Source organism: Rhizobium favelukesii, from assembly GCF_000577275.2.
Classification (GTDB): domain Bacteria; phylum Pseudomonadota; class Alphaproteobacteria; order Rhizobiales; family Rhizobiaceae; genus Rhizobium; species Rhizobium favelukesii.
Window position 1 is genome coordinate 3,875,124 of record NZ_HG916852.1, and the last position, 18,124, is coordinate 3,893,247.

The window sequence follows — 18,124 nt, forward strand, 5'->3', positions numbered from 1 at the left end:
TCCGATTAGGCGAAGGACTTCGCGAAGCTATCGATGGCAGCCGTGAGCTTACCCTTCGTATCGTCGCTGATTGCCTTGTCCGTGCGGATCGTGTCGAGGATAGCCGAGCCTTCCGAGCGAAGGTACGACAGCAGGCCCTGTTCGAACTTGCCGACCTGTGCGACCGGGATCTTGTCGAGGTAGCCGTTGACGCCGGCGAAGATCACCGCAACCTGCTCTTCCGTCTTCAGCGGCGAGAACTGCGGCTGCTTCAGGAGTTCGGTGAGGCGTGCGCCGCGGTTCAGCAGGCGCTGCGTCGAGGCGTCGAGGTCGGAACCGAACTGAGCGAAGGCGGCCATTTCGCGATACTGTGCGAGTTCGCCCTTGATCGAGCCGGCAACCTGCTTCATCGCCTTGACCTGCGCGGCGGAGCCGACGCGTGAAACCGACAGACCGACGTTAACAGCCGGACGGATACCCTGATAGAACAGGTCGGTTTCGAGGAAGATCTGACCGTCGGTGATCGAGATCACGTTGGTCGGAATGAAGGCCGAAACGTCGTTGCCCTGGGTTTCGATGACAGGCAGAGCCGTCAGAGAGCCAGCGCCCTTTTCGTCGGAGAGCTTTGCAGCGCGCTCGAGGAGACGCGAGTGCAGGTAGAAAACGTCGCCCGGATAAGCTTCGCGGCCCGGCGGGCGGCGCAGCAGGAGCGACATCTGGCGATAAGCAACTGCCTGCTTGGACAGGTCGTCGTAACCGATCAGCGCGTGCTGACCGTTGTCACGGAAGTATTCGCCCATCGTGCAGCCGGCGAACGGCGCCAGATACTGCATCGGAGCCGGATCGGAAGCCGTTGCGGCAACGACGATCGAGTACTTCATTGCGCCGCGTTCTTCGAGAACCTTGACGAACTGGGCAACGGTCGAACGCTTCTGGCCGATAGCGACGTAGACGCAGAACAGCTTCTCGCTGTCCGGGCCGTTGTCGTGGATCGCCTTCTGGTTCAGGATCGCGTCGAGAATGATCGCGGTCTTGCCTGTCTGGCGGTCACCGATGACAAGCTCGCGCTGGCCACGGCCGACCGGGATGAGCGCGTCGATAGCCTTGAGGCCGGTCGACATCGGCTCATGAACCGACTTACGCGGAATGATGCCCGGAGCCTTGACGTCGACGCGCGCGCGGCGGGTCGAATTGATCGGGCCCTTGCCGTCGATCGGATTGCCGAGAGCATCGACAACGCGGCCGAGCAGCTCCGGACCAACCGGAACGTCAACGATGGCGCCGGTCCGCTTGACGGTGTCGCCTTCCTTGATGTCGCGGTCCGAACCGAAAATAACAACACCGACGTTGTCCGATTCCAGGTTCAGCGCCATGCCACGGACGCCACCGGGGAACTCGACCATTTCGCCTGCCTGAACATTATCCAGACCGTAAACGCGAGCGATACCGTCACCGACGGAGAGAACCTGACCGACTTCCGAGACTTCTGCCTCTTTGCCGAAGTTTTTGATCTGGTCTTTGAGAATTGCGGAAATTTCCGCAGCGCGGATATCCATCAGCCGACCTCTTTCAATGCAAGCTTAAGGGTAGAGAGTTTCGTACGAAGAGACGTATCAATCTGACGGGACCCGACCTTCACGATCAAACCACCAAGAATTGACGGATCAACCGTGACGGCAATCGCCACGTCTTTGCCGGTGACGCCCTTGAGCGCCGCCTTCAATTCGGTTTCCTGCGCTGCATCAAACGCACGGGCCGAGGTGACCTCGGCAGTAATTTCGCCACGCTGGTTTGCAGCAATGATGCGGAAGGCCTTGATCATGCCCGGGAGGGCAAAGAGGCGGCGGTTACGCGCCACGACCTTCAGGAAGTTCGCGAAGAGGCCGCTGATTCCAGCCTTCTCGCTGATGGCAACGATCGCCTTGAGCTGGTCGTCGGCCGAGAAAACAGGGCTCGAAACGAAACGCTTCAGGTCGTCGCTCTCGTCGAGCATCGCCTGAAACTGGTCGAGGTCCTTGGTGACGCTTTCGACGGCGCCCTGCTCGAGCGCCAACTCAAACAGCGACGAGGCATAGCGCTCTGCAACACCAGAAGTAAGCTGGGATGTGTCTGCCACTGGCCCAAATTTCCCTGATTTCAACTCAAGAATCCGGTCCCCGGCGGGCGCCTGACCTAGGATCTTGAATTCGTTATGATTTCCCCCAGAAATCGCAAGAGAAGCCTCTTGCTTCTTCCGAAATTCGGGGTCCGTCTAACATAGGATGTTCGGACTCGCAACACGCGTAACGCCCGAATACGGCTTTCGTCTCGATTTCTAACGCAAAAATGCTCAAAGCCCGGCAAACAAAAGCTCAACGGGAGAAATATCCACTCAACTCAAGCGGAAAAGAAACCGAAAACATAAGCGAGCGGAAGAGCTGCCAGAACGATCTGCACAACCAGAAGTAAATAGTTGAGAATCGTGCTCCCCTTATCTGAAAGGAGCGAGATGATGCGCGCAAATGCGGCCATGGCGAAGGAGACACCAAGGGCCATGTAGATCCAGTCCTGTGCCAGCATGATGGCCGAGAGACCGAAGCCGAGATAGAAACCGCCAACGGAGCGTTGTTCGGCATAGCCGTCGCGCCGGCCCTCGCGTGGCATCACGCCGACCAACCGCATCGCATAGCCCGGCGCAAACATGATGATGAAGCCCGCCAACGCGGTAAATGCGGCTGCTGCGAAAGCGAGCTGTTCGCCCAGTTCCGTTGGAAAATAAAAGTCCATGACCGACCCCGAATCCCCTGTTTCGCCGTCCTTATGCCATGATTGCCGTACCGGGCAAAAGCCCGTAGGACAGCGATCTACAGGAAGCTTTGCGGGTCCACGTCGAGCTGCACATGCACCGACCCGCGCTCCTTTGGCGCTTGCGCAAGCATGGCCCTGAGAAATCCCTGCATGTCGGAGTTTCGCCGGCCATGCACGAGAAGCCGGAAGCGATAGCGGCCGCGCACCAGCGCAAGCGGTGCTTCCGCAGGTCCGAGCACGGAGATGCCGGAGACATCCGGTGCGGCGTTTCTAATGCCGCGGGCATGGTTTTCCGCATCGTGGCGCGTTTCCGCCGAGACGATGATCGACGCCAGCCGTCCGAATGGCGGCAGGATCGCCCGTTCGCGCTCGGCAATCTCGCGTTCGTAGAAGGCGCTCGCATCGCCTGACACGATCGCCTGCATGACGGGATGTTGCGGCTGGTAGGTCTGCAACAGGCCGTGGCTCTTCAGGCCGGTACGGCCGGCGCGGCCCGTCACCTGCGACAGAAGCTGAAAGGTGCGTTCGGCGGCGCGCGGGTCGCCATTGGCAAGCCCGAGATCGGCATCGACGATGCCAACCAGCGTCATCAGCGGGAAGTTATGCCCCTTTGCGACGAGCTGCGTACCGATGACGATATCGGCCTCCCCTTTTGCAATGGCCTCGAGCTCGAACCGCAACCGCTTGACGCCGCCCATGATGTCGGACGAGAGCACGATCGTTCGCGCCTCGGGGAAATGGCGCTCCACTTCTTCAGCGATGCGCTCAACACCGGGCCCGCAGGCAACGAGATGATCGAGGGTGCCGCATTCCGGACAGGCTTCCGGCGTGCGTTCGGCATGACCGCACTGATGACATTGCAACTGTCTTTTGAACCGGTGCTCGACGAGCCAGCTGGAGCATTGCGGGCACTGGAAGCGATGTCCGCAGACGCGGCAGAGCGTCAGCGGCGCATAACCCCGACGGTTGAGGAAGAGAAGCGCCTGCTGCTCTTTCTCGATCGTCTTGCCGATCGCGCGGATCAGGACCGGCGACAGGAAGCCGCCGCGCTCAGGCGCATGACGGCGCATGTCGATGAGGTGTAGATCGGGTAACGCCGCGTCGCCGAAGCGGGTCGGCATGTGAACGGTACTGTAACGTCCGCTCTGCCCATTGACCTGGCTTTCGACCGAGGGCGTGGCGGAGACGAGAACCACTGGAAAATCAGCGATCCGTGCGCGCACGACGGCCATGTCGCGGGCATTGTAATAGACCCGATCTTCCTGTTTGTAGGCAGGATCATGCTCTTCATCGACAATGATAAGGCCTAAATCCTCGAACGGAAGAAACAGGGCCGAGCGAGCACCGGCAACGACGCGCACCTCGCCCGTGACCGCCTGACGCCAGACCTTCTCGCGGGTGCGCGGCGCCAGGTCGGAATGCCATTCGGCGGGCTTTGCGCCGAAGCGATCCTGAAAGCGCTCCAGAAAGCTCGCCGTCAGCGCGATCTCCGGCAGGAGGATCAGCACCTGCTTGCCCCGCTTCAGCGTTTCCGCGATCGCTTCGAAATAGACTTCCGTCTTTCCCGAACCGGTGACACCATCGATCAGCGATACGGCAAACTCACCCTTTCGAACCTCGGCCAGAATCTCGTCTGCCGCGTCCCTTTGCGGGCCTTCGAGCCGCGCGGCCGTGAAGTCGGGATCGGGTTTGGCAACCAAGGGCGGCGGTGGCAGGAATACGGTTTCGAAAATGCCCTGACTTACCAGACCGTCGACCACGCTTGTCGATACGCCGGCGGCATGGGCAAGCCCGCTTCGCGTCCAGGAGAGCCCATCACCGGCGATATCGAGCACACGGGCGCGCGCTGGCGTCATCCGTTCCGGTTCGCCGCCGACGAAGCGCAGGCCCTCAACCATCGGCTCCGGCTCAAAGGCATTTGGCGCCCGCAGCGCCATGCGCGCCACGAGACCGGGCGGCGAGAGCGTATAGCTTGCCACCCAATCGACGAAGTCGCGCATCTCCTTCGTAAGCGGCGGGCAATCGAAGACATGGCTGATCGGCCTCAGCTTCTTCGGATCGACCCCGTCCTCGTCGCCATCCCAGACGACACCGATCACCTGCCTCGGGCCGAGCGGCACCTGCACGACCGAGCCCGGCTCGACGGCCATTCCCTCGGGCACGGCATAGGAATAAGGCTTCGGCGCAGGCATGGGAACGAGAACCGGCACCGTGCGGTTGGCCGGCGGCGTCTTAAACAGCGCTCCAAAGAGATCGGACGAATCGGTGCTCATCGGGCGAGACCATGCCCGGATCGGCGTAAAAAGAAAACCTGGAAGACCCTGCGCACCGACTTACTCGTCCTCGTCGATGACGCCGGTGAGCCGCATACCCTCGATCCAGGTGGCGCCGTCCTGCCGCACGACATGGCGTGCGCGTGCACCGCACCGCTCGCGCACGGCCGCCGCCAGCGGTTCGGAATGGGTGACGATCCAGATCTGGCTGCTCTGCGCCGCGTCCGCGATCATGTCGGCGAGCGGCGGCAGCATATCCGGATGCAGGCTTGCCTCCGGTTCGTTCAGCGCAATCAGCGGCGGCAGGCGGTAGGACATCAGCGCCGCGGCTAGGCCGAGGAAACGAACCTGTCCGTCCGACAGCTCGCGCGGCTGAAACACCCGGTTCGGAAACTCCGGGAAGGAAAGGCCGAACTCCGCCGTCTCTTCAGGTAGCGGCACGACGAGCCGCGCACCGCCGAGGGCCGCGGCGATCGCCCGATCGAGGTCGACAGTGTCCTCCCGCGTATGCACCAGCGTTGCAAAAACCGCGGCGATATTGTTACCGTCCTCGTCCAACAGCGGCGCCGTCACGGCAAGGCAGGGCGCACGCAGCGGTGAGAGCCGATCCGTCCGGAAACCGTGAAAGAAACGCCACCCATCGATCGCGCGGCGAAACGTTCCAATCTCGGGGTAGTGCCCTGCATCGCCAAGAAGCGCGATTGCCGTTTCCGAGGTCAGCGCCTGCTCCGGGTAATCTTGCATCCGGCCATTCGGCCCCCGAACGGCGATGGCAGGGCCAGCGCGCTTCATCATCGTCACCGGTCGCGTCCCGGTCTCGACCGAGAGCTCTTCGGCCTTGATCTGTGGTTCGAAGGGAAAGCCCGCCGCAGCCGTGGGCGGCCGCAAACCGGCCTCGACGCGATAGCGGAAGGTGATCGCCCTTTCCTCGTCCAGAAGCTCGGTTTCCAGGCGGATCCGAAACGCCCCCTCAGCGTCCCGGCGCGGACCGAACCACAGCGCCGAGAACATCCCGCCTTCGGCCGCGATCTCATGTGCCAGCCGCCCGCGCGTTGCCGCCTGAATGAGCTGCAGCGCGCGGTAGAGATTGGATTTCCCGACCCCGTTCTCGCCGATGAAGAGGTTGATGGCCGAGAGATCCATGCGGATCGATCGCAGGGATCGGTAGTTCTGGGCAAACATCGAGCGGAGCAGCATGCCTTGCTTTAGCCGATCCGATCAGGGAATTGAATGGGCACTGGCCAGTTCCGGCTCCGCCGGCGGTACCAGCGGCAGGAATTGCGCGTCGTCATCCATATCGAGGGCGCGCACCGTATGGTCTTCCAATGCCTTGGTCACCTCGTTGATATCGCCCTCGAGATTTCCCACCGGGATCAGATTGCCGACCACGAAGTCGAAGCGGTCACCCCGCTTGTTCAAAAGCTCGTGAAAGACGGTCATGTCCCTGAGCTCCGTCGACCACTTTGCAAGCCAGTAGAAAAGGCCGGAATTGCGCGCCGTCATGTGCACCGGCAGGATCGGGAGATTGTACTTGCGGGCAAGACCAACGGCGGAGGTTTTCCAGGGACGTTCGTTCAGCCGGCCATTCGCCCAATAGGCAATGCGCCCGGACGGAAAAAGCACAGTTGCCTTGCCTTCCCTGACCGCACGGTTGGTGATCTGCAGCGTCTCGCGGGTCTTGAGCTTGCTTTTATACTCTTCACGCCATTCGACCGGAATGATGACCTCGGCAAAGCGCGGATTGACGCGTATGGCATCGCGGTTGGCAAACACCATGATGTCGGGCCGCTTGCTCTTCAAGAGATCGAAGACGGCCACCCCGTCGGCAATGCCGGTCGGATGGTTGCTGACGAGGATGAAGCCGCCGGCATCAGGAATGCGTTCGCCATGCCTGACATTGATCTCGAGCTTCAACAGGTTGCTCATGTACTCGAAGCACTGAAAGCCGGGCATGTTCGCGACGTCGTTGGCGAAGCTGATGGCCCTGTGGTAGCGCAGGAGCGTGTGGAGAAAGGGCCGCATAATCGGCCAGAGCGGGTGTTTGACGATTCTCTGTCCGCGCTCGGCGATCAACGTATCAACGATATGTCCCGGCTTGCCATGGGAGACGAGGGCAATCACTTCCGCGAATTGTCCGAAAGCGGTCGTGGGATGGCGCCGTGGCATGCAAGATCCTGCGTCGTTGGGAAACCAGTTACGTCGATTAATATGATGGAACCATGACAACCACTTGGGCGGTATTAGCAATTCCATAACTGTCGTCCTTCAGAATTGGCAGCCGGATTGGCAAATTCAAGGGCCAGACACGTGAACGAACTCCTGATCATCGCCGACCCGCGCCTGATGGCGGAACGCACCGCCTGGCTCGACAGCCTGGCCCACGAGCGTCGCTTTTCGAAGCACACGCTGGATGCCTATGAGCGCGACACCCGCCAGTTCCTGACCTTCCTGACCGGTCACCTCGGCGGTCCTGCGACGCTCAAAGATATCCACGCGCTGCGGCCTACGGACTTCCGGGCATTCCTCGCCGCCCGCCGCAAGGAGGGATTGGGAGCGCGCTCGCTTGGCCGCAATCTTGCCGGGCTACGCTCACTGCTGCGTTACCTCGAAAAGAAAGGGCTGGTGAATGCCGCCGGCGCCGGTGCGATCCGCTCGCCAAAGCAACCGAAGTCGCTGCCGAAGCCACTTTCCGATCGGCAAGCCATCACCGTCGTCAGCACCGAGGCGCAACTGCACGAGGAACCCTGGATTGCGGCGCGCGATGCCGCCGTTTTTGCCTTGCTATACGGCTGCGGCCTGCGCATTTCCGAAGCACTCGACCTGACACCTGATGATTTCAACCGCGGCGCGGCAACGCTGCGCATCACCGGCAAGGGCAACAAGACCCGCCTCGTGCCGCTGCTCACCGTGGTCTTCGAGGCGGCCGAAACATATCGGTCTCTGTGTCCATACCATCTCGAAGGCGAGCAGCCTCTCTTCCGCGGCGCGCGCGGCGGCAAGCTGCAGGCGGCGATCATCCAGCGTACCATGCAGAAGATGCGAAGCGCCTTCGGACTGCCGGAGACGGCGACGCCGCACGCCCTGCGACACTCCTTCGCGACCCACCTGCTGGCCGGTGGTGGCGATCTCAGAACCATCCAGGAACTCCTCGGCCATGCCAGTCTTTCGACCACCCAGGTCTACACAGGCGTGGATTCCTCACGTTTGCTTGAAGTTTACGACCGTGCCCATCCGCGGGCGTAATCTTTTGTTAACAGCTTCTCTTAAAGGAATATCCGCACGCGAAGCGTAGAACTTAGCGATCCATAGTGACCGGAATACCATCATGACGATCTCCATCGGCCACCGCAGCCTGCACATCGCATCGCCGGGCAATCTCCTGCTCTGGCTGATCGCTGCATTTCATATGCTGCTTGCGGCAACGCTGATCGCAGTTCTGTTCTCGGTCTCGCCGGCAGCGGCTGCAGATGACGACGCCTGCACCGGCCGCAATGTCCTGACCGATCTGAAGCAAAGCGACCCGGCGCGCTACGCCGAGGCGGTCAAGGAAGCGGACGCCGTGCCAAACGGCAAGGGCATTTTCTGGAAGATCGAAAAGCCGGGCGTGAAACCATCCTGGTTGCTCGGCAGCATGCATGTCACCGATCCGCGTGTGCTGCAACTTCCGCCACGCACGCAGGCAGCCCACGATGCTGCCGACACCATCGTGATCGAATCAGACGAGATCCTCGACGAGAAAAAGGCCTCCGCCGCTCTATTGATGAAGCCGGATCTGATGATGTTCACGGACGGGACGACGATTGAAAAGCTTCTATCCCACGAAGACTACATCCGCCTGGAAGAAGGACTGAGGCAGCGCGGAATCCCGCTTGCCGCGGTCTCGCGCATGCGCCCCTGGATGATATCGAGCGTCGTTGCCCTGCCCGGCTGCGAAATGGCCCGCAAGGCAAAGGGCGTACAGTTCCTCGACCAGAAGATTGCCGCCGACGCCGTTGCCGAGGGCAAGCAGGTCAAAGGCTTGGAAACGCTCGCCGAGCAGCTGCAGGCGATGGCCGACCTGCCGACCGAATTCCACATGAAGTCGCTGATTGAAACGCTGGCTTTGGGATCGAAGATGAACGATGTCGTGGAAACGATGACCGATCTTTATCTCTCCGGTGATATCGGCATGACCATTCCGATGCTGAAGACCGTCTCGCCCGACGGCAAGGACGAGGATAGCGATTATGCCGCCTTCGAGCAGCGCATCATCCTCGACCGCAACAAGGTGATGGCCGAGCGAGCAGCCCCGATCCTTGCCAACGGCAACGTCTTCATGGCCGTCGGTGCGCTCCATCTTCCCGGCGAAGGCGGCGTTATCGAGCTGCTGCGCAAAAAGGGTTTTACGCTGACGGCCGTGAACTAGCGCCCAATCGTCATCCGTCGAAGAACGTTGCTCTTCCAGTAGAATTGGTGGACGAGGGCACCGGCTACATGTGCCGCGATCAAGGCCCACAGGACAACCTTCAGCACGTCGGCGTGCAGCGATCCCGCCGGATCGACCCCGAAGTAATAGGCAGCAATCCCGGTCACCGGCATCGCGAAGATGAACGCATACAGGCCGATATGGACGACCTTTGCCACAAGGCGGAGGATTGCCGGTTCCTGGCTGACCACCGGCGGCGCACCCTGGACGAGACGCAGACACACGCGAACAATCGCAAGTGCCAATATGGCGATGCCGACATAGGCGTGAATGTTGGCCGCCGAGAGCTGGTCGGGGGACGCAATGGCGCCGCGACGCATCGCCCGATGCCATTCGTTCATGCCATCGGGAAACAGCAGATTAAAGAAGATGAGCAGAGCCACCCCCCAGTGAAGGAGGCGCTGCGGCAGGCTGTATGCATCGACAGGTGTGGACTGCATAGGCTTCCCCTCGAACGATTTTAGAATCATTTGAAAGTAAAACGGCCACCTGTCCGGGGACAAGCGGCCGATCGCATATTGCCGAAATTTAAGATTACATGTGGATCGGCTTGAAGAACGCGGCGAGAGCGGCTTCCTTCACCGCTTCCGACATGGTCGGGTGAGCATGGCAGGTGCGGCCAAGATCTTCTGCGGAACCGCCGAATTCCATGAGGACGGCAATCTCGTGGATCATCTCGCCGGCTCCGAAACCGACGATATGACCGCCCAGGACACGGTCGGTTTCCTTGTCGGAGAGGATCTTCACGAAACCGTCGATCGCCAACATGGCGCGGGCGCGACCGTTCGCTGTGAAGGGGAACTTCCCCACCTTGAAGGTGATGCCGGCAGCCTTCAGCTCTTCCTCGGTCTTGCCGACGGAGGCGACTTCCGGCTGCGTGTAGACGACGCTCGGGATGACGTCATAGTTCACATGGCCATGCTGACCGGCGAGGATTTCTGCCAGCGCAACGCCTTCATCTTCGGCCTTGTGGGCCAGCATCGGCCCCTTCACCACGTCGCCGATCGCGTAGATGCCGGCAACGTTGGTGCGGAAGCGACCGTCGATTTCGACGCGGCCACGGTCATCAAGCTTTACGCCTGCTTCTTGCAGACCAAGGCCTGCCGTGTAGGGGGTGCGGCCGGTCGCGATCAGAACGACCTCGGCTTCGAGTGTCTGCGCATCGCCGCCCTTGACCGGCTCGAAACTCACCTTGGCACCTTTGCCGCCCTTCTCGACGCCCGTCACCTTCGAGCTCAGGTTGATGGCGATGCCCTGCTTGACGAGCATCCGCTGGAATTGCTTGGAGACTTCGCCATCCATGCCGCCGAGAATCGTATCGAGATATTCGACCACGGTGACCTTGGCACCGAGGCGAGACCAGACGGAGCCGAGCTCGAGGCCGATGACGCCCCCGCCGACGACGATCATTGTCTCCGGCACCTTCTCGAGCGCGATCGCGCCCGTCGATGAGATGATCACCTTCTCGTCGATATCCACCTTCACGCCCGGAATGCCGGCGACGTCGGAGCCGGTGGCGATGACGATGTTCTTGCCTTCGATTTCCTGCACCTTACCGTCTTCGCCGGCCACGGAAACCTTGCCTGCCGACACAATCTTGCCGGCGCCCTGGAAGGCATCGATCTTGTTCTTCTTGAAGAGGAAGGCAACGCCGTCGACGTTCGACTTCACCGTCGCATCCTTGTGCGCCAGCATCTTTCCAAGGTTCAGCTTCGGCGCAGCGACTTCGATGCCGAGCGCGTCCATGCCGTGGCCAGCCTGATGAAACATTTCGGAGGCATGAAGCAGCGCCTTGGACGGGATGCAGCCGACGTTCAGGCAGGTGCCACCGAACGTTGCACGCTTTTCAACGACAGCGACCTTGAGGCCGAGCTGCGCAGCCTTGATGGCAGCGACGTAGCCGCCAGGGCCGGTTCCGATAACGATTACATCATAGGACATTGTTCTTTTCCTTTTCGTTATTTGCTTAGTCGGCCGCGCGGGCGAGCGCGAGGCGGAAACCGAAGCCGACCAATGCGGCGCCGGTGATGCGGTTGAACCATTTGCCGCTTGCGATGAAGCGGTCGCGAATGGGCTTGACGGTGAAGAAGGTGGAAACGCCCGCAAACCAGGCGACGAGCGCCGTTGCCATGCCGATGCCGTAGCTAAACTGGATGAGCGCCGGGGTGTCGTGATGCACCAGTGTCGAAAACAGCGACAGGAAGAACAGGACGGGTTTCGGATTGAGCGCATTGGTGATGAAGCCCATGCCGAGGCACTTGAGTGCCGAGATTGGCTTACGGTCCTCATCGGAAATTTCGATCTCGTTCACCTTGAAGCCCGGCTCGCGGAACGACTTGATGCCGAGGTAGACGAGATAGGCGACGCCCGCCCATTTGATCATCGCAAACATCATCAGCGATTGGGAGACGATGAGGCCGAGACCTAGGATGGTGTAGCTGATGTGGAAGAGCAGCGAAAAGCCCATGCCGAGACCGGTCATCATGGCTGCCCGGCGGCCATGCACGATGCTCTGGCGCAAGATGACGGCGAAGTCGGCGCCGGGTACGACGATGAAGATCGAAAAGACGGCCATCAGGCCCAAAAATTCGAAGAAGTATTGCATGGTGATATGGTCTCCGCGTCCTAACGGCCGCCGCTTACATTGAGTATGGCGCCCGTTATATAGGAAGCCGTCGGCGAGAGAAGGTAGAGGACCGCATCGGCGATTTCCTCCGCCGTGCCGGGCCTCTGCATCGGGATGCTCGGCGCCAGGTCGCGCGCGCGGTTCGGCAGGCCGCCGGATGCATGAATATCGGTATCGATGACGCCGGGACGGATGGCGTTCACGCGCACGCCCTCGTTCGCCACTTCTCGAGACAGACCGATGGTGAAGGTATCGATCGCGGCCTTCGACGCGGCGTAATCGACATATTGCGATGCCGAACCCAGAACCGCTGCCATAGACGAAATGTTGACGATCGCCCCGCCTTTGCCGCCGTGCCTCGACGACATCCGCCGAACGGCTTCGGCCGCGCATAGAATCGAGCCGGTCACGTTGATCCGCATCATCCGCTCAAGGCGCTCGACGCTCATCTCATCGACGCGCTGCTGCGCATCGACGATACCGGCGTTGTTGACCAGCCCGTCGAGCCGCCCGAAATGCTTGTCGACCGCCTGGAACATCGAAACGATATCCTTCGCGCTGCCGACATCGCCCTTGATCGCGATCGCGTCGCCGCCCTCTGCCTTGACCTCCGAGACGATCGCATCGGCCGCCGTGCGGTTCGCGGCATAGTTCACCGCCACGTTCCAGCCCTGCCGGGCAGCGAGGCGGCAGACCGCAGCGCCGATACCCCGGCTGCCGCCGGTGACGAGAAGAACCGGTCGTTGTGTCATTTCGCGCACTCCTTGAATGCCAGGACATCCCACGGCGCAACCTTAGCCTTGTCGTTGCCCCAGATCTGCGATTGGCGGATCGCCGGACCGAGACCCGGCAGAAAGACGCTGTCGGCCGCGACTGCCGCTTCCGGCTGAAGGTTGTCGATCTCGCCCTTGGCATTCGCGCCGTAGATCGTGCCCTGCCAGATCGTGCAGGCGTCCAGATCCGCGCCTGTCAGGTCACCGCCGGGGCATTTAAACATCACGATACCGACGGCACGCTCCGGATCGTCCGAGGGCATGACATAGCCGTCGAGTTCGATCGAGGTTTTCAGCACTTTCAGCATGAACCGGTTGCTGGCAGCCGCCGCTTCCGAATTGATCGGCGTGAAACGCAGTTCGTAGGCGCCATCCCGGTCGGCATAAACGGCGCTCGCCTGCCTGCAGTCGGGAGTGCCGACAGCGGCCGCGGGCAGTGCCAGCAAAAACGCGAGCGACGCCCCGATCCTGCCGATGGCAAGGAGAGGCATCATGGTCATACGCCCTGTGGAGATTGCCAGCGACATCGCGCGCCCCGCTGAGGTGGAAAGGGCCGCTCACGCGGCCCAGTCGATTGCTTAGAGATCGAGAACCAGACGCTCCGGATCTTCCAGGCTTTCCTTGACGCGGACGAGGAAGGTCACGGCTTCCTTGCCGTCGACGATGCGGTGGTCGTAGGAGAGCGCGAGATACATCATCGGACGAATGACGATCTGGCCGCCGACGACGACGGGACGGTCCTGGATCTTGTGCATGCCGAGGATACCGGACTGCGGAGCGTTGAGGATCGGCGAGGACATCAGCGAACCGTATACACCGCCATTGGTGATGGTGAAGGTGCCGCCCTGCATATCGGCCATCGACAGCGAACCGTCGCGAGCAGCCTTTGCCAGGCGCGCCAGTTCCTTCTCGACTTCGGCGATCGACATCTGGTCGGCGTCGCGGATAACAGGGACGACGAGCCCCTTGTCCGTGCCGACGGCCATGCCGATGTGGCAGAAGTTCTTGTAGATGATGTCAGTGCCATCAATCTCGGCGTTGACAGCCGGAAGTTCCTTCAGCGCGTGGGTGATGGCCTTGGTGAAGAAGCCCATGAAGCCGAGCTTCACGCCATGCTTCTTTTCGAAGACGTCCTTGTACTTGGCGCGCAGATCCATGACCGCCTTCATGTCCACCTCGTTATAGGTGGTGAGCATGGCAGCGGTGTTCTGGGCGTCTTTCAGGCGCTTGGCGATCGTCTGGCGCAGGCGCGTCATCTTCACGCGCTCTTCGCGGGCCGCATCCTCGACCGTTGACGGGCCGCGGGCAGCAGCCGGTACGGCAGGGGCAGCAGCGGCAGCCGGGGTGGAGATGCCCTTGGCAACAGCGGCGATCACGTCACCCTTCAGCACCTGGCCGCGCTTGCCGCTGCCGTCGACCTGATCGGCCGACAGGTTGTTCTCGGCAAGCATCTTGGCGGCAGCCGGTGCCGGCGGCATGGCGGATACGGACGCAGCCGGCGCAGCGGCAGCGGCAACGGGTGCCGGTGCAGCGGCTGCGAGCTCGGCAACCTTCGCGGGGGCGGCAGCAGCAGCCGGGGCAGCGGCAGCACCAGCGCCTGCGGCGATCTGGCCTAGCAACGCACCGAGACCGACGGTTTCGCCTGCCTGCGCAACGATTTCAGACAGCGTACCCGAAGCCGGCGCCGGCACTTCGATGGTCACCTTATCGGTTTCAAGCTCGAGAATCGGCTCGTCGGCCTTGATGGCGTCGCCAACCTTCTTGAACCAGGTGCCGACGGTTGCCTCGCTGACGGATTCACCGAGAGTTGGAACGCGGATTTCTGTGGCCATTGTTCAAATCCTGATTTGCTTGTGTTCGTTTATTCGTTTCCGGCTGCAGACGGCCGGAGAATGATCGAGGGCATTGGCAATATGTCAAAGCGAAAGCCGTGACCGGACTGGATGATCGGATCGGCATCGGCGAGCGCCTGCGCCGCCTGCTGATCCAGCGCCGAAACGAGTGCCATGCCCCAGGCTCCCTCGCCTTCGAAGACGGGACCGACGGCAATGGCCGATCCGTCTTCTGCGTTGCGGTGCCAATAGGCGACATGGTGCTTCATCGCGGCCATTTCCTCCCCGGTCGCGTCATGCGGAAAAGCGGGGACGAGGCGGCACAAGTCTGAAGAAGAAGTATGCCATCGCCCCGATCCCTTAGCCGCCCAGCGCGTCCTCGAGGAATGCGGCGAGCTGCGATAGATGCTTGGACATCAGACCCGTTGCCGGCGAAGCGGCAGCTGGGCGGCCGGTGTAACGGACGCGCTGGTACTTCGCATCGATATGGGCGAGAACCCACTCCAGATACGGGTCGATGAACGACCATGCGCCCATGTTCTTCGGCTCTTCCTGGCACCAGACCATCTCGGCGTTCCGGAAGCGCGAGAGCTCGTTGATGAGCGCCTTTGCCGGGAACGGATAGAGTTGTTCGACGCGCAGCAGGTAGATGTCATCGATGCCGCGCTTTTCGCGCTCTTCCAGAAGATCGTAATAGACCTTGCCGGTGCACATGACGACGCGGCGGATCTTGTTGTCCTTCTGCAGCTTGATCGGGCCGTCCTTGATGACCTCCGCATCGTCCCAGAGCAAACGATGGAAGGAGGATTCGCCGGCGAGTTCCGCAAGGCTGGAAACAGCCCGCTTGTGACGCAGCAGGGACTTCGGCGTCATCAGCACGAGCGGCTTGCGGAAGTCGCGCTTCAGCTGACGGCGCAGGATGTGGAAGTAATTCGCCGGCGTCGTGACGTTGGCGACCTGCATGTTGTCTTCAGCGCAGAGCTGCAGGAAGCGTTCGAGGCGGGCCGAGGAGTGCTCAGGCCCCTGCCCTTCGTAGCCATGCGGCAGCAGGCAGACGAGACCGGACATGCGCAGCCACTTGCGTTCTCCCGACGAGACGAACTGGTCGAAGACGACCTGCGCGCCGTTGGCGAAATCACCAAACTGGGCTTCCCAAAGGGTCAGCGCGTTCGGGCGAGCCAGCGAATAGCCGTATTCGAAGCCGAGCACTGCTTCTTCCGAGAGCATCGAGTTGATGACTTCGTAGCGGGCCTGGTTGGACGACAGGTTCGCAAGCGGGATAAAGCGCTCTTCCGTCTCCTGATCGTAGAGAACCGAATGACGTTGCGAAAACGTGCCGCGTTCGCAATCCTGACCGGAGAGACGGATCTTGTGGCCTTCGACCACCAGCGAACCGAAGGCAAGCGCTTCTGCCATCGCCCAGTCGAGGTTCTCACCCGTCTGGATCATGTTGGCGCGGTTTTCCATGAAGCGCTGTATCGTGCGATGGGCACGGAAGCCTTCCGGAATTTCCGAAAGCTTGCGGCCGATATCCTTGAGCGTCTTCATCGGTACGGCGGTCTTGCCGCGGCGCTGTTCGTCGGCGTTGTCAGCCGTGCGCAGACCCGACCACTCGCCATCCAGCCAGTCAGCCTTGTTTGGCTTGTAGCTCTGGCCGGCGTCGAATTCCTGTTCGAGATGCACGCGCCAGTCGGCCTTCATCTTCTCGACGTCGCCGTCGGTCAGCAGGCCCTCGGCAACGAGACGATCCGCATAGATCTGCAGGACGGTCTTGTGGGCGCGAATGACCTTGTACATCTTCGGCTGCGTGAAGGACGGTTCGTCGCCTTCGTTGTGGCCGTAGCGACGGTAGCAGAACATGTCGAGGACGACAGGCTTATGGAACTTCATGCGAAATTCCATTGCGATCTTGGCTGCGTAGACAACGGCTTCCGGGTCGTCACCGTTCACATGCAGGATCGGCGCTTCGATCATCTTGGCGACGTCGGACGGATAAGGCGACGAGCGTGAGAAGGCCGGATTGGTGGTGAAGCCGATCTGGTTGTTGATGATGACGTGCATCGTGCCGGCAACGCGGTGACCGCGCAGGCCCGACAGGCCGAGGATTTCGGCAATCACACCCTGGCCGGCAAACGCCGCGTCACCATGGATGAGCAGCGGCAGAACCTTCGCGCGCTCGGAGAGCGGAATGGTGTCGCCGTCCCAGACGGTGGCGCCCATGTCCTGCTTGGCACGCGCCTTGCCCATGACGACAGGGTCGACGATCTCAAGGTGCGACGGGTTGGCCGTCAGCGACACGTGGACCTTGTTGCCGTCGAACTCGCGGTCGGAAGAGGCACCGAGATGGTACTTGACGTCGCCCGAACCCTCGACCTCGTCAGGCGCGTAAGAGCCGCCCTTGAACTCGTGGAAGATCGCGCGATGCGGCTTGCCCATGACCTGGGAAAGGACGTTCAGGCGGCCGCGGTGGGCCATGCCGAACACGGCTTCGCGAAGGCCGAGATGACCGCCGCGCTTCAGGATCTGCTCCAGCGCCGGGATGAGCGATTCACCGCCATCGAGACCGAAACGCTTGGTACCCTTGAACTTCACATCTAGGAACTGCTCATAGCCTTCGGCTTCGACCAGCTTGGCGAGAATGGCCTTCTTGCCTTCCGGGGTGAAGGCAACACCCTTGTCCGGACCTTCGATGCGTTCCTGGATCCAGGCTTTTTCTTCCGGGTTGGAGATGTGCATGAATTCGACGCCGAGGGTCGAGCAGTAGGTGCGCTCAAGGATCTCGATCATCTCGGGCAAGGTGGCGTATTCGAGGCCGAGAACGTTGTCGATGAAGATCCTGCGGGAATAGTCGGCCTCGGTGAAACCGTAGGCTTCGGGCGACAGTTCCTTGTAGTCGTCGACGGGTGCCGCGATACCGAGCGGGTCGAGCTTGGCGTGCAGGTGACCGCGCATGCGGTAGGCGCGGATCATCATGATGGCGCGAACGGAGTCGCGCGTCGCCTGCAGGATGTCGGCGCCATCGGTCGGCTTGCCGGCGGCTTCCGCCTTGCCCTTGACCTTGGTCTCGATGATCTTCTCAACGGTACCCCAATCGCCATCGAGCGCCGAAACGAGGTCGCTCTTGGGCTGCAGCGGCCAATCCTTCTTGCGCCAGGATGCACCCTTGGCCGCCTTCTTCACATCTTCCGGATTGTCTTCCAGCGCCTTGAAGAAAGACCGCCATTCCTCGCCGACCGAGTTCGGGTCTTCCTCATAGCGCGCATAGAGCTGCTCGATATACGCAGCATTGGCGCCATCCAGAAACGAGGTAATCTGAAACTGCTCGTTGGCTTCTTGCCGTGCCATGGTTTTACGCGGACGCTTTCGTCCGCCTCCTGACTTGTGATTCC

The 18,124-nt window shown here is 61.4% G+C and carries 15 protein-coding genes and 1 pseudogene; 2 read left to right on the top strand and 14 right to left on the bottom strand.

Annotated features, from left to right (window positions below; all coding sequences use genetic code 11):
* Nucleotides 1-5: 5 nt before the first annotated feature.
* From atpA to LPU83_RS57685, 6 genes are all read right to left on the bottom strand, one after another.
* Nucleotides 6-1,535 (bottom strand): F0F1 ATP synthase subunit alpha, encoded by a 1,530-nt coding sequence (gene atpA, locus LPU83_RS57660; protein ID WP_024316836.1) that lies wholly within the window; start codon nucleotides 1,533-1,535, stop codon nucleotides 6-8.
* Nucleotides 1,535-2,095 (bottom strand): F0F1 ATP synthase subunit delta, encoded by a 561-nt coding sequence (locus LPU83_RS57665; protein WP_024316835.1) that lies wholly within the window; start codon nucleotides 2,093-2,095, stop codon nucleotides 1,535-1,537. Before LPU83_RS57665 ends, atpA begins: the two co-directional genes overlap by 1 nt.
* 260 nt (nucleotides 2,096-2,355) lie before the next feature.
* A complete protein-coding gene (locus LPU83_RS57670; protein ID WP_024316834.1) occupies nucleotides 2,356-2,745 on the bottom strand; it encodes an AGROH133_08824 family phage infection protein in 390 nt (129 codons plus the stop codon).
* Nucleotides 2,746-2,822: 77 nt separating this feature from the next.
* Nucleotides 2,823-5,039 (bottom strand): primosomal protein N', encoded by a 2,217-nt coding sequence (locus tag LPU83_RS57675; protein ID WP_024316833.1) that lies wholly within the window; start codon nucleotides 5,037-5,039, stop codon nucleotides 2,823-2,825.
* Between the two features lie 60 nt (nucleotides 5,040-5,099).
* Nucleotides 5,100-6,236 carry an AAA family ATPase gene (locus LPU83_RS57680; protein WP_037070103.1) on the bottom strand — a complete coding sequence of 379 codons (1,137 nt, stop codon included), beginning with the start codon at nucleotides 6,234-6,236 and terminating at the stop codon, nucleotides 5,100-5,102.
* A gap of 21 nt (nucleotides 6,237-6,257) precedes the next feature.
* On the bottom strand, nucleotides 6,258-7,205 hold the full coding sequence (locus LPU83_RS57685; protein WP_024316831.1) for a GNAT family N-acetyltransferase: 948 nt from the start codon (nucleotides 7,203-7,205) through the stop codon (nucleotides 6,258-6,260).
* Nucleotides 7,206-7,346: 141 nt separating this feature from the next.
* On the opposite strand from LPU83_RS57685, the gene LPU83_RS57690 reads away from it, so the two are divergent.
* Together LPU83_RS57690 and LPU83_RS57695 are read left to right on the top strand one after the other, a co-directional pair.
* Nucleotides 7,347-8,282 (top strand): tyrosine recombinase XerC, encoded by a 936-nt coding sequence (locus tag LPU83_RS57690; protein WP_024316830.1) that lies wholly within the window; start codon nucleotides 7,347-7,349, stop codon nucleotides 8,280-8,282.
* A gap of 82 nt (nucleotides 8,283-8,364) precedes the next feature.
* A complete protein-coding gene (locus LPU83_RS57695; protein WP_024316829.1) occupies nucleotides 8,365-9,444 on the top strand; it encodes a TraB/GumN family protein in 1,080 nt (359 codons plus the stop codon).
* On the opposite strand, the gene LPU83_RS57700 is transcribed toward LPU83_RS57695, so the two are convergent.
* From LPU83_RS57700 to LPU83_RS57735, 8 genes and pseudogenes are all read right to left on the bottom strand, one after another.
* Complete coding sequence (locus LPU83_RS57700) at nucleotides 9,441-9,944, bottom strand: cytochrome b (protein ID WP_024316828.1); 504 nt, start codon at nucleotides 9,942-9,944, stop codon at nucleotides 9,441-9,443. The genes LPU83_RS57695 and LPU83_RS57700 overlap by 4 nt on opposite strands.
* Before the next feature lie 94 nt (nucleotides 9,945-10,038).
* A complete protein-coding gene (lpdA, locus tag LPU83_RS57705; protein ID WP_024316827.1) occupies nucleotides 10,039-11,445 on the bottom strand; it encodes a dihydrolipoyl dehydrogenase in 1,407 nt (468 codons plus the stop codon).
* A 25-nt stretch (nucleotides 11,446-11,470) separates the two neighbouring features.
* A complete protein-coding gene (locus LPU83_RS57710; RefSeq protein ID WP_024316826.1) occupies nucleotides 11,471-12,109 on the bottom strand; it encodes a LysE family translocator in 639 nt (212 codons plus the stop codon).
* 20 nt (nucleotides 12,110-12,129) lie between these two features.
* Nucleotides 12,130-12,882 (bottom strand): SDR family oxidoreductase, encoded by a 753-nt coding sequence (locus tag LPU83_RS57715; RefSeq protein WP_024316825.1) that lies wholly within the window; start codon nucleotides 12,880-12,882, stop codon nucleotides 12,130-12,132.
* Nucleotides 12,879-13,403 carry a hypothetical protein gene (locus LPU83_RS57720; RefSeq protein WP_167546221.1) on the bottom strand — a complete coding sequence of 175 codons (525 nt, stop codon included), beginning with the start codon at nucleotides 13,401-13,403 and terminating at the stop codon, nucleotides 12,879-12,881. The genes LPU83_RS57715 and LPU83_RS57720 overlap by 4 nt, the downstream gene beginning before the upstream one ends.
* Before the next feature lie 78 nt (nucleotides 13,404-13,481).
* A complete protein-coding gene (odhB, locus tag LPU83_RS57725) occupies nucleotides 13,482-14,735 on the bottom strand; it encodes a 2-oxoglutarate dehydrogenase complex dihydrolipoyllysine-residue succinyltransferase (protein ID WP_024316823.1) in 1,254 nt (417 codons plus the stop codon).
* Between the two features lie 29 nt (nucleotides 14,736-14,764).
* Nucleotides 14,765-15,083, bottom strand: a pseudogene (locus LPU83_RS57730) (YciI family protein).
* A 12-nt stretch (nucleotides 15,084-15,095) separates the two neighbouring features.
* Complete coding sequence (locus tag LPU83_RS57735) at nucleotides 15,096-18,080, bottom strand: 2-oxoglutarate dehydrogenase E1 component (protein WP_024316822.1); 2,985 nt, start codon at nucleotides 18,078-18,080, stop codon at nucleotides 15,096-15,098.
* Nucleotides 18,081-18,124: the final 44 nt, after the last annotated feature.

Excerpts from the sequence above, each read along its gene's own strand:
- LPU83_RS57670 (WP_024316834.1), bottom strand. The coding sequence starts at position 2,745 with ATGGACTTTTATTTTCCAACGGAACTGGGCGAACAGCTCGCTTTCGCA.
- odhB (WP_024316823.1), bottom strand. The coding sequence starts at position 14,735 with ATGGCCACAGAAATCCGCGTTCCAACTCTCGGTGAATCCGTCAGCGAG.
- LPU83_RS57735 (WP_024316822.1), bottom strand. The coding sequence starts at position 18,080 with ATGGCACGGCAAGAAGCCAACGAGCAGTTTCAGATTACCTCGTTTCTG.
- LPU83_RS57715 (WP_024316825.1), bottom strand. The coding sequence starts at position 12,882 with ATGACACAACGACCGGTTCTTCTCGTCACCGGCGGCAGCCGGGGTATC.
- LPU83_RS57680 (WP_037070103.1), bottom strand. The coding sequence starts at position 6,236 with ATGCTGCTCCGCTCGATGTTTGCCCAGAACTACCGATCCCTGCGATCG.
- LPU83_RS57685 (WP_024316831.1), bottom strand. The coding sequence starts at position 7,205 with ATGCCACGGCGCCATCCCACGACCGCTTTCGGACAATTCGCGGAAGTG.
- LPU83_RS57675 (WP_024316833.1), bottom strand. The coding sequence starts at position 5,039 with ATGAGCACCGATTCGTCCGATCTCTTTGGAGCGCTGTTTAAGACGCCG.
- LPU83_RS57700 (WP_024316828.1), bottom strand. The coding sequence starts at position 9,944 with ATGCAGTCCACACCTGTCGATGCATACAGCCTGCCGCAGCGCCTCCTT.
- LPU83_RS57695 (WP_024316829.1), top strand. The coding sequence starts at position 8,365 with ATGACGATCTCCATCGGCCACCGCAGCCTGCACATCGCATCGCCGGGC.
- lpdA (WP_024316827.1), bottom strand. The coding sequence starts at position 11,445 with ATGTCCTATGATGTAATCGTTATCGGAACCGGCCCTGGCGGCTACGTC.
- LPU83_RS57710 (WP_024316826.1), bottom strand. The coding sequence starts at position 12,109 with ATGCAATACTTCTTCGAATTTTTGGGCCTGATGGCCGTCTTTTCGATC.
- atpA (WP_024316836.1), bottom strand. The coding sequence starts at position 1,535 with ATGGATATCCGCGCTGCGGAAATTTCCGCAATTCTCAAAGACCAGATC.
- LPU83_RS57720 (WP_167546221.1), bottom strand. The coding sequence starts at position 13,403 with ATGACCATGATGCCTCTCCTTGCCATCGGCAGGATCGGGGCGTCGCTC.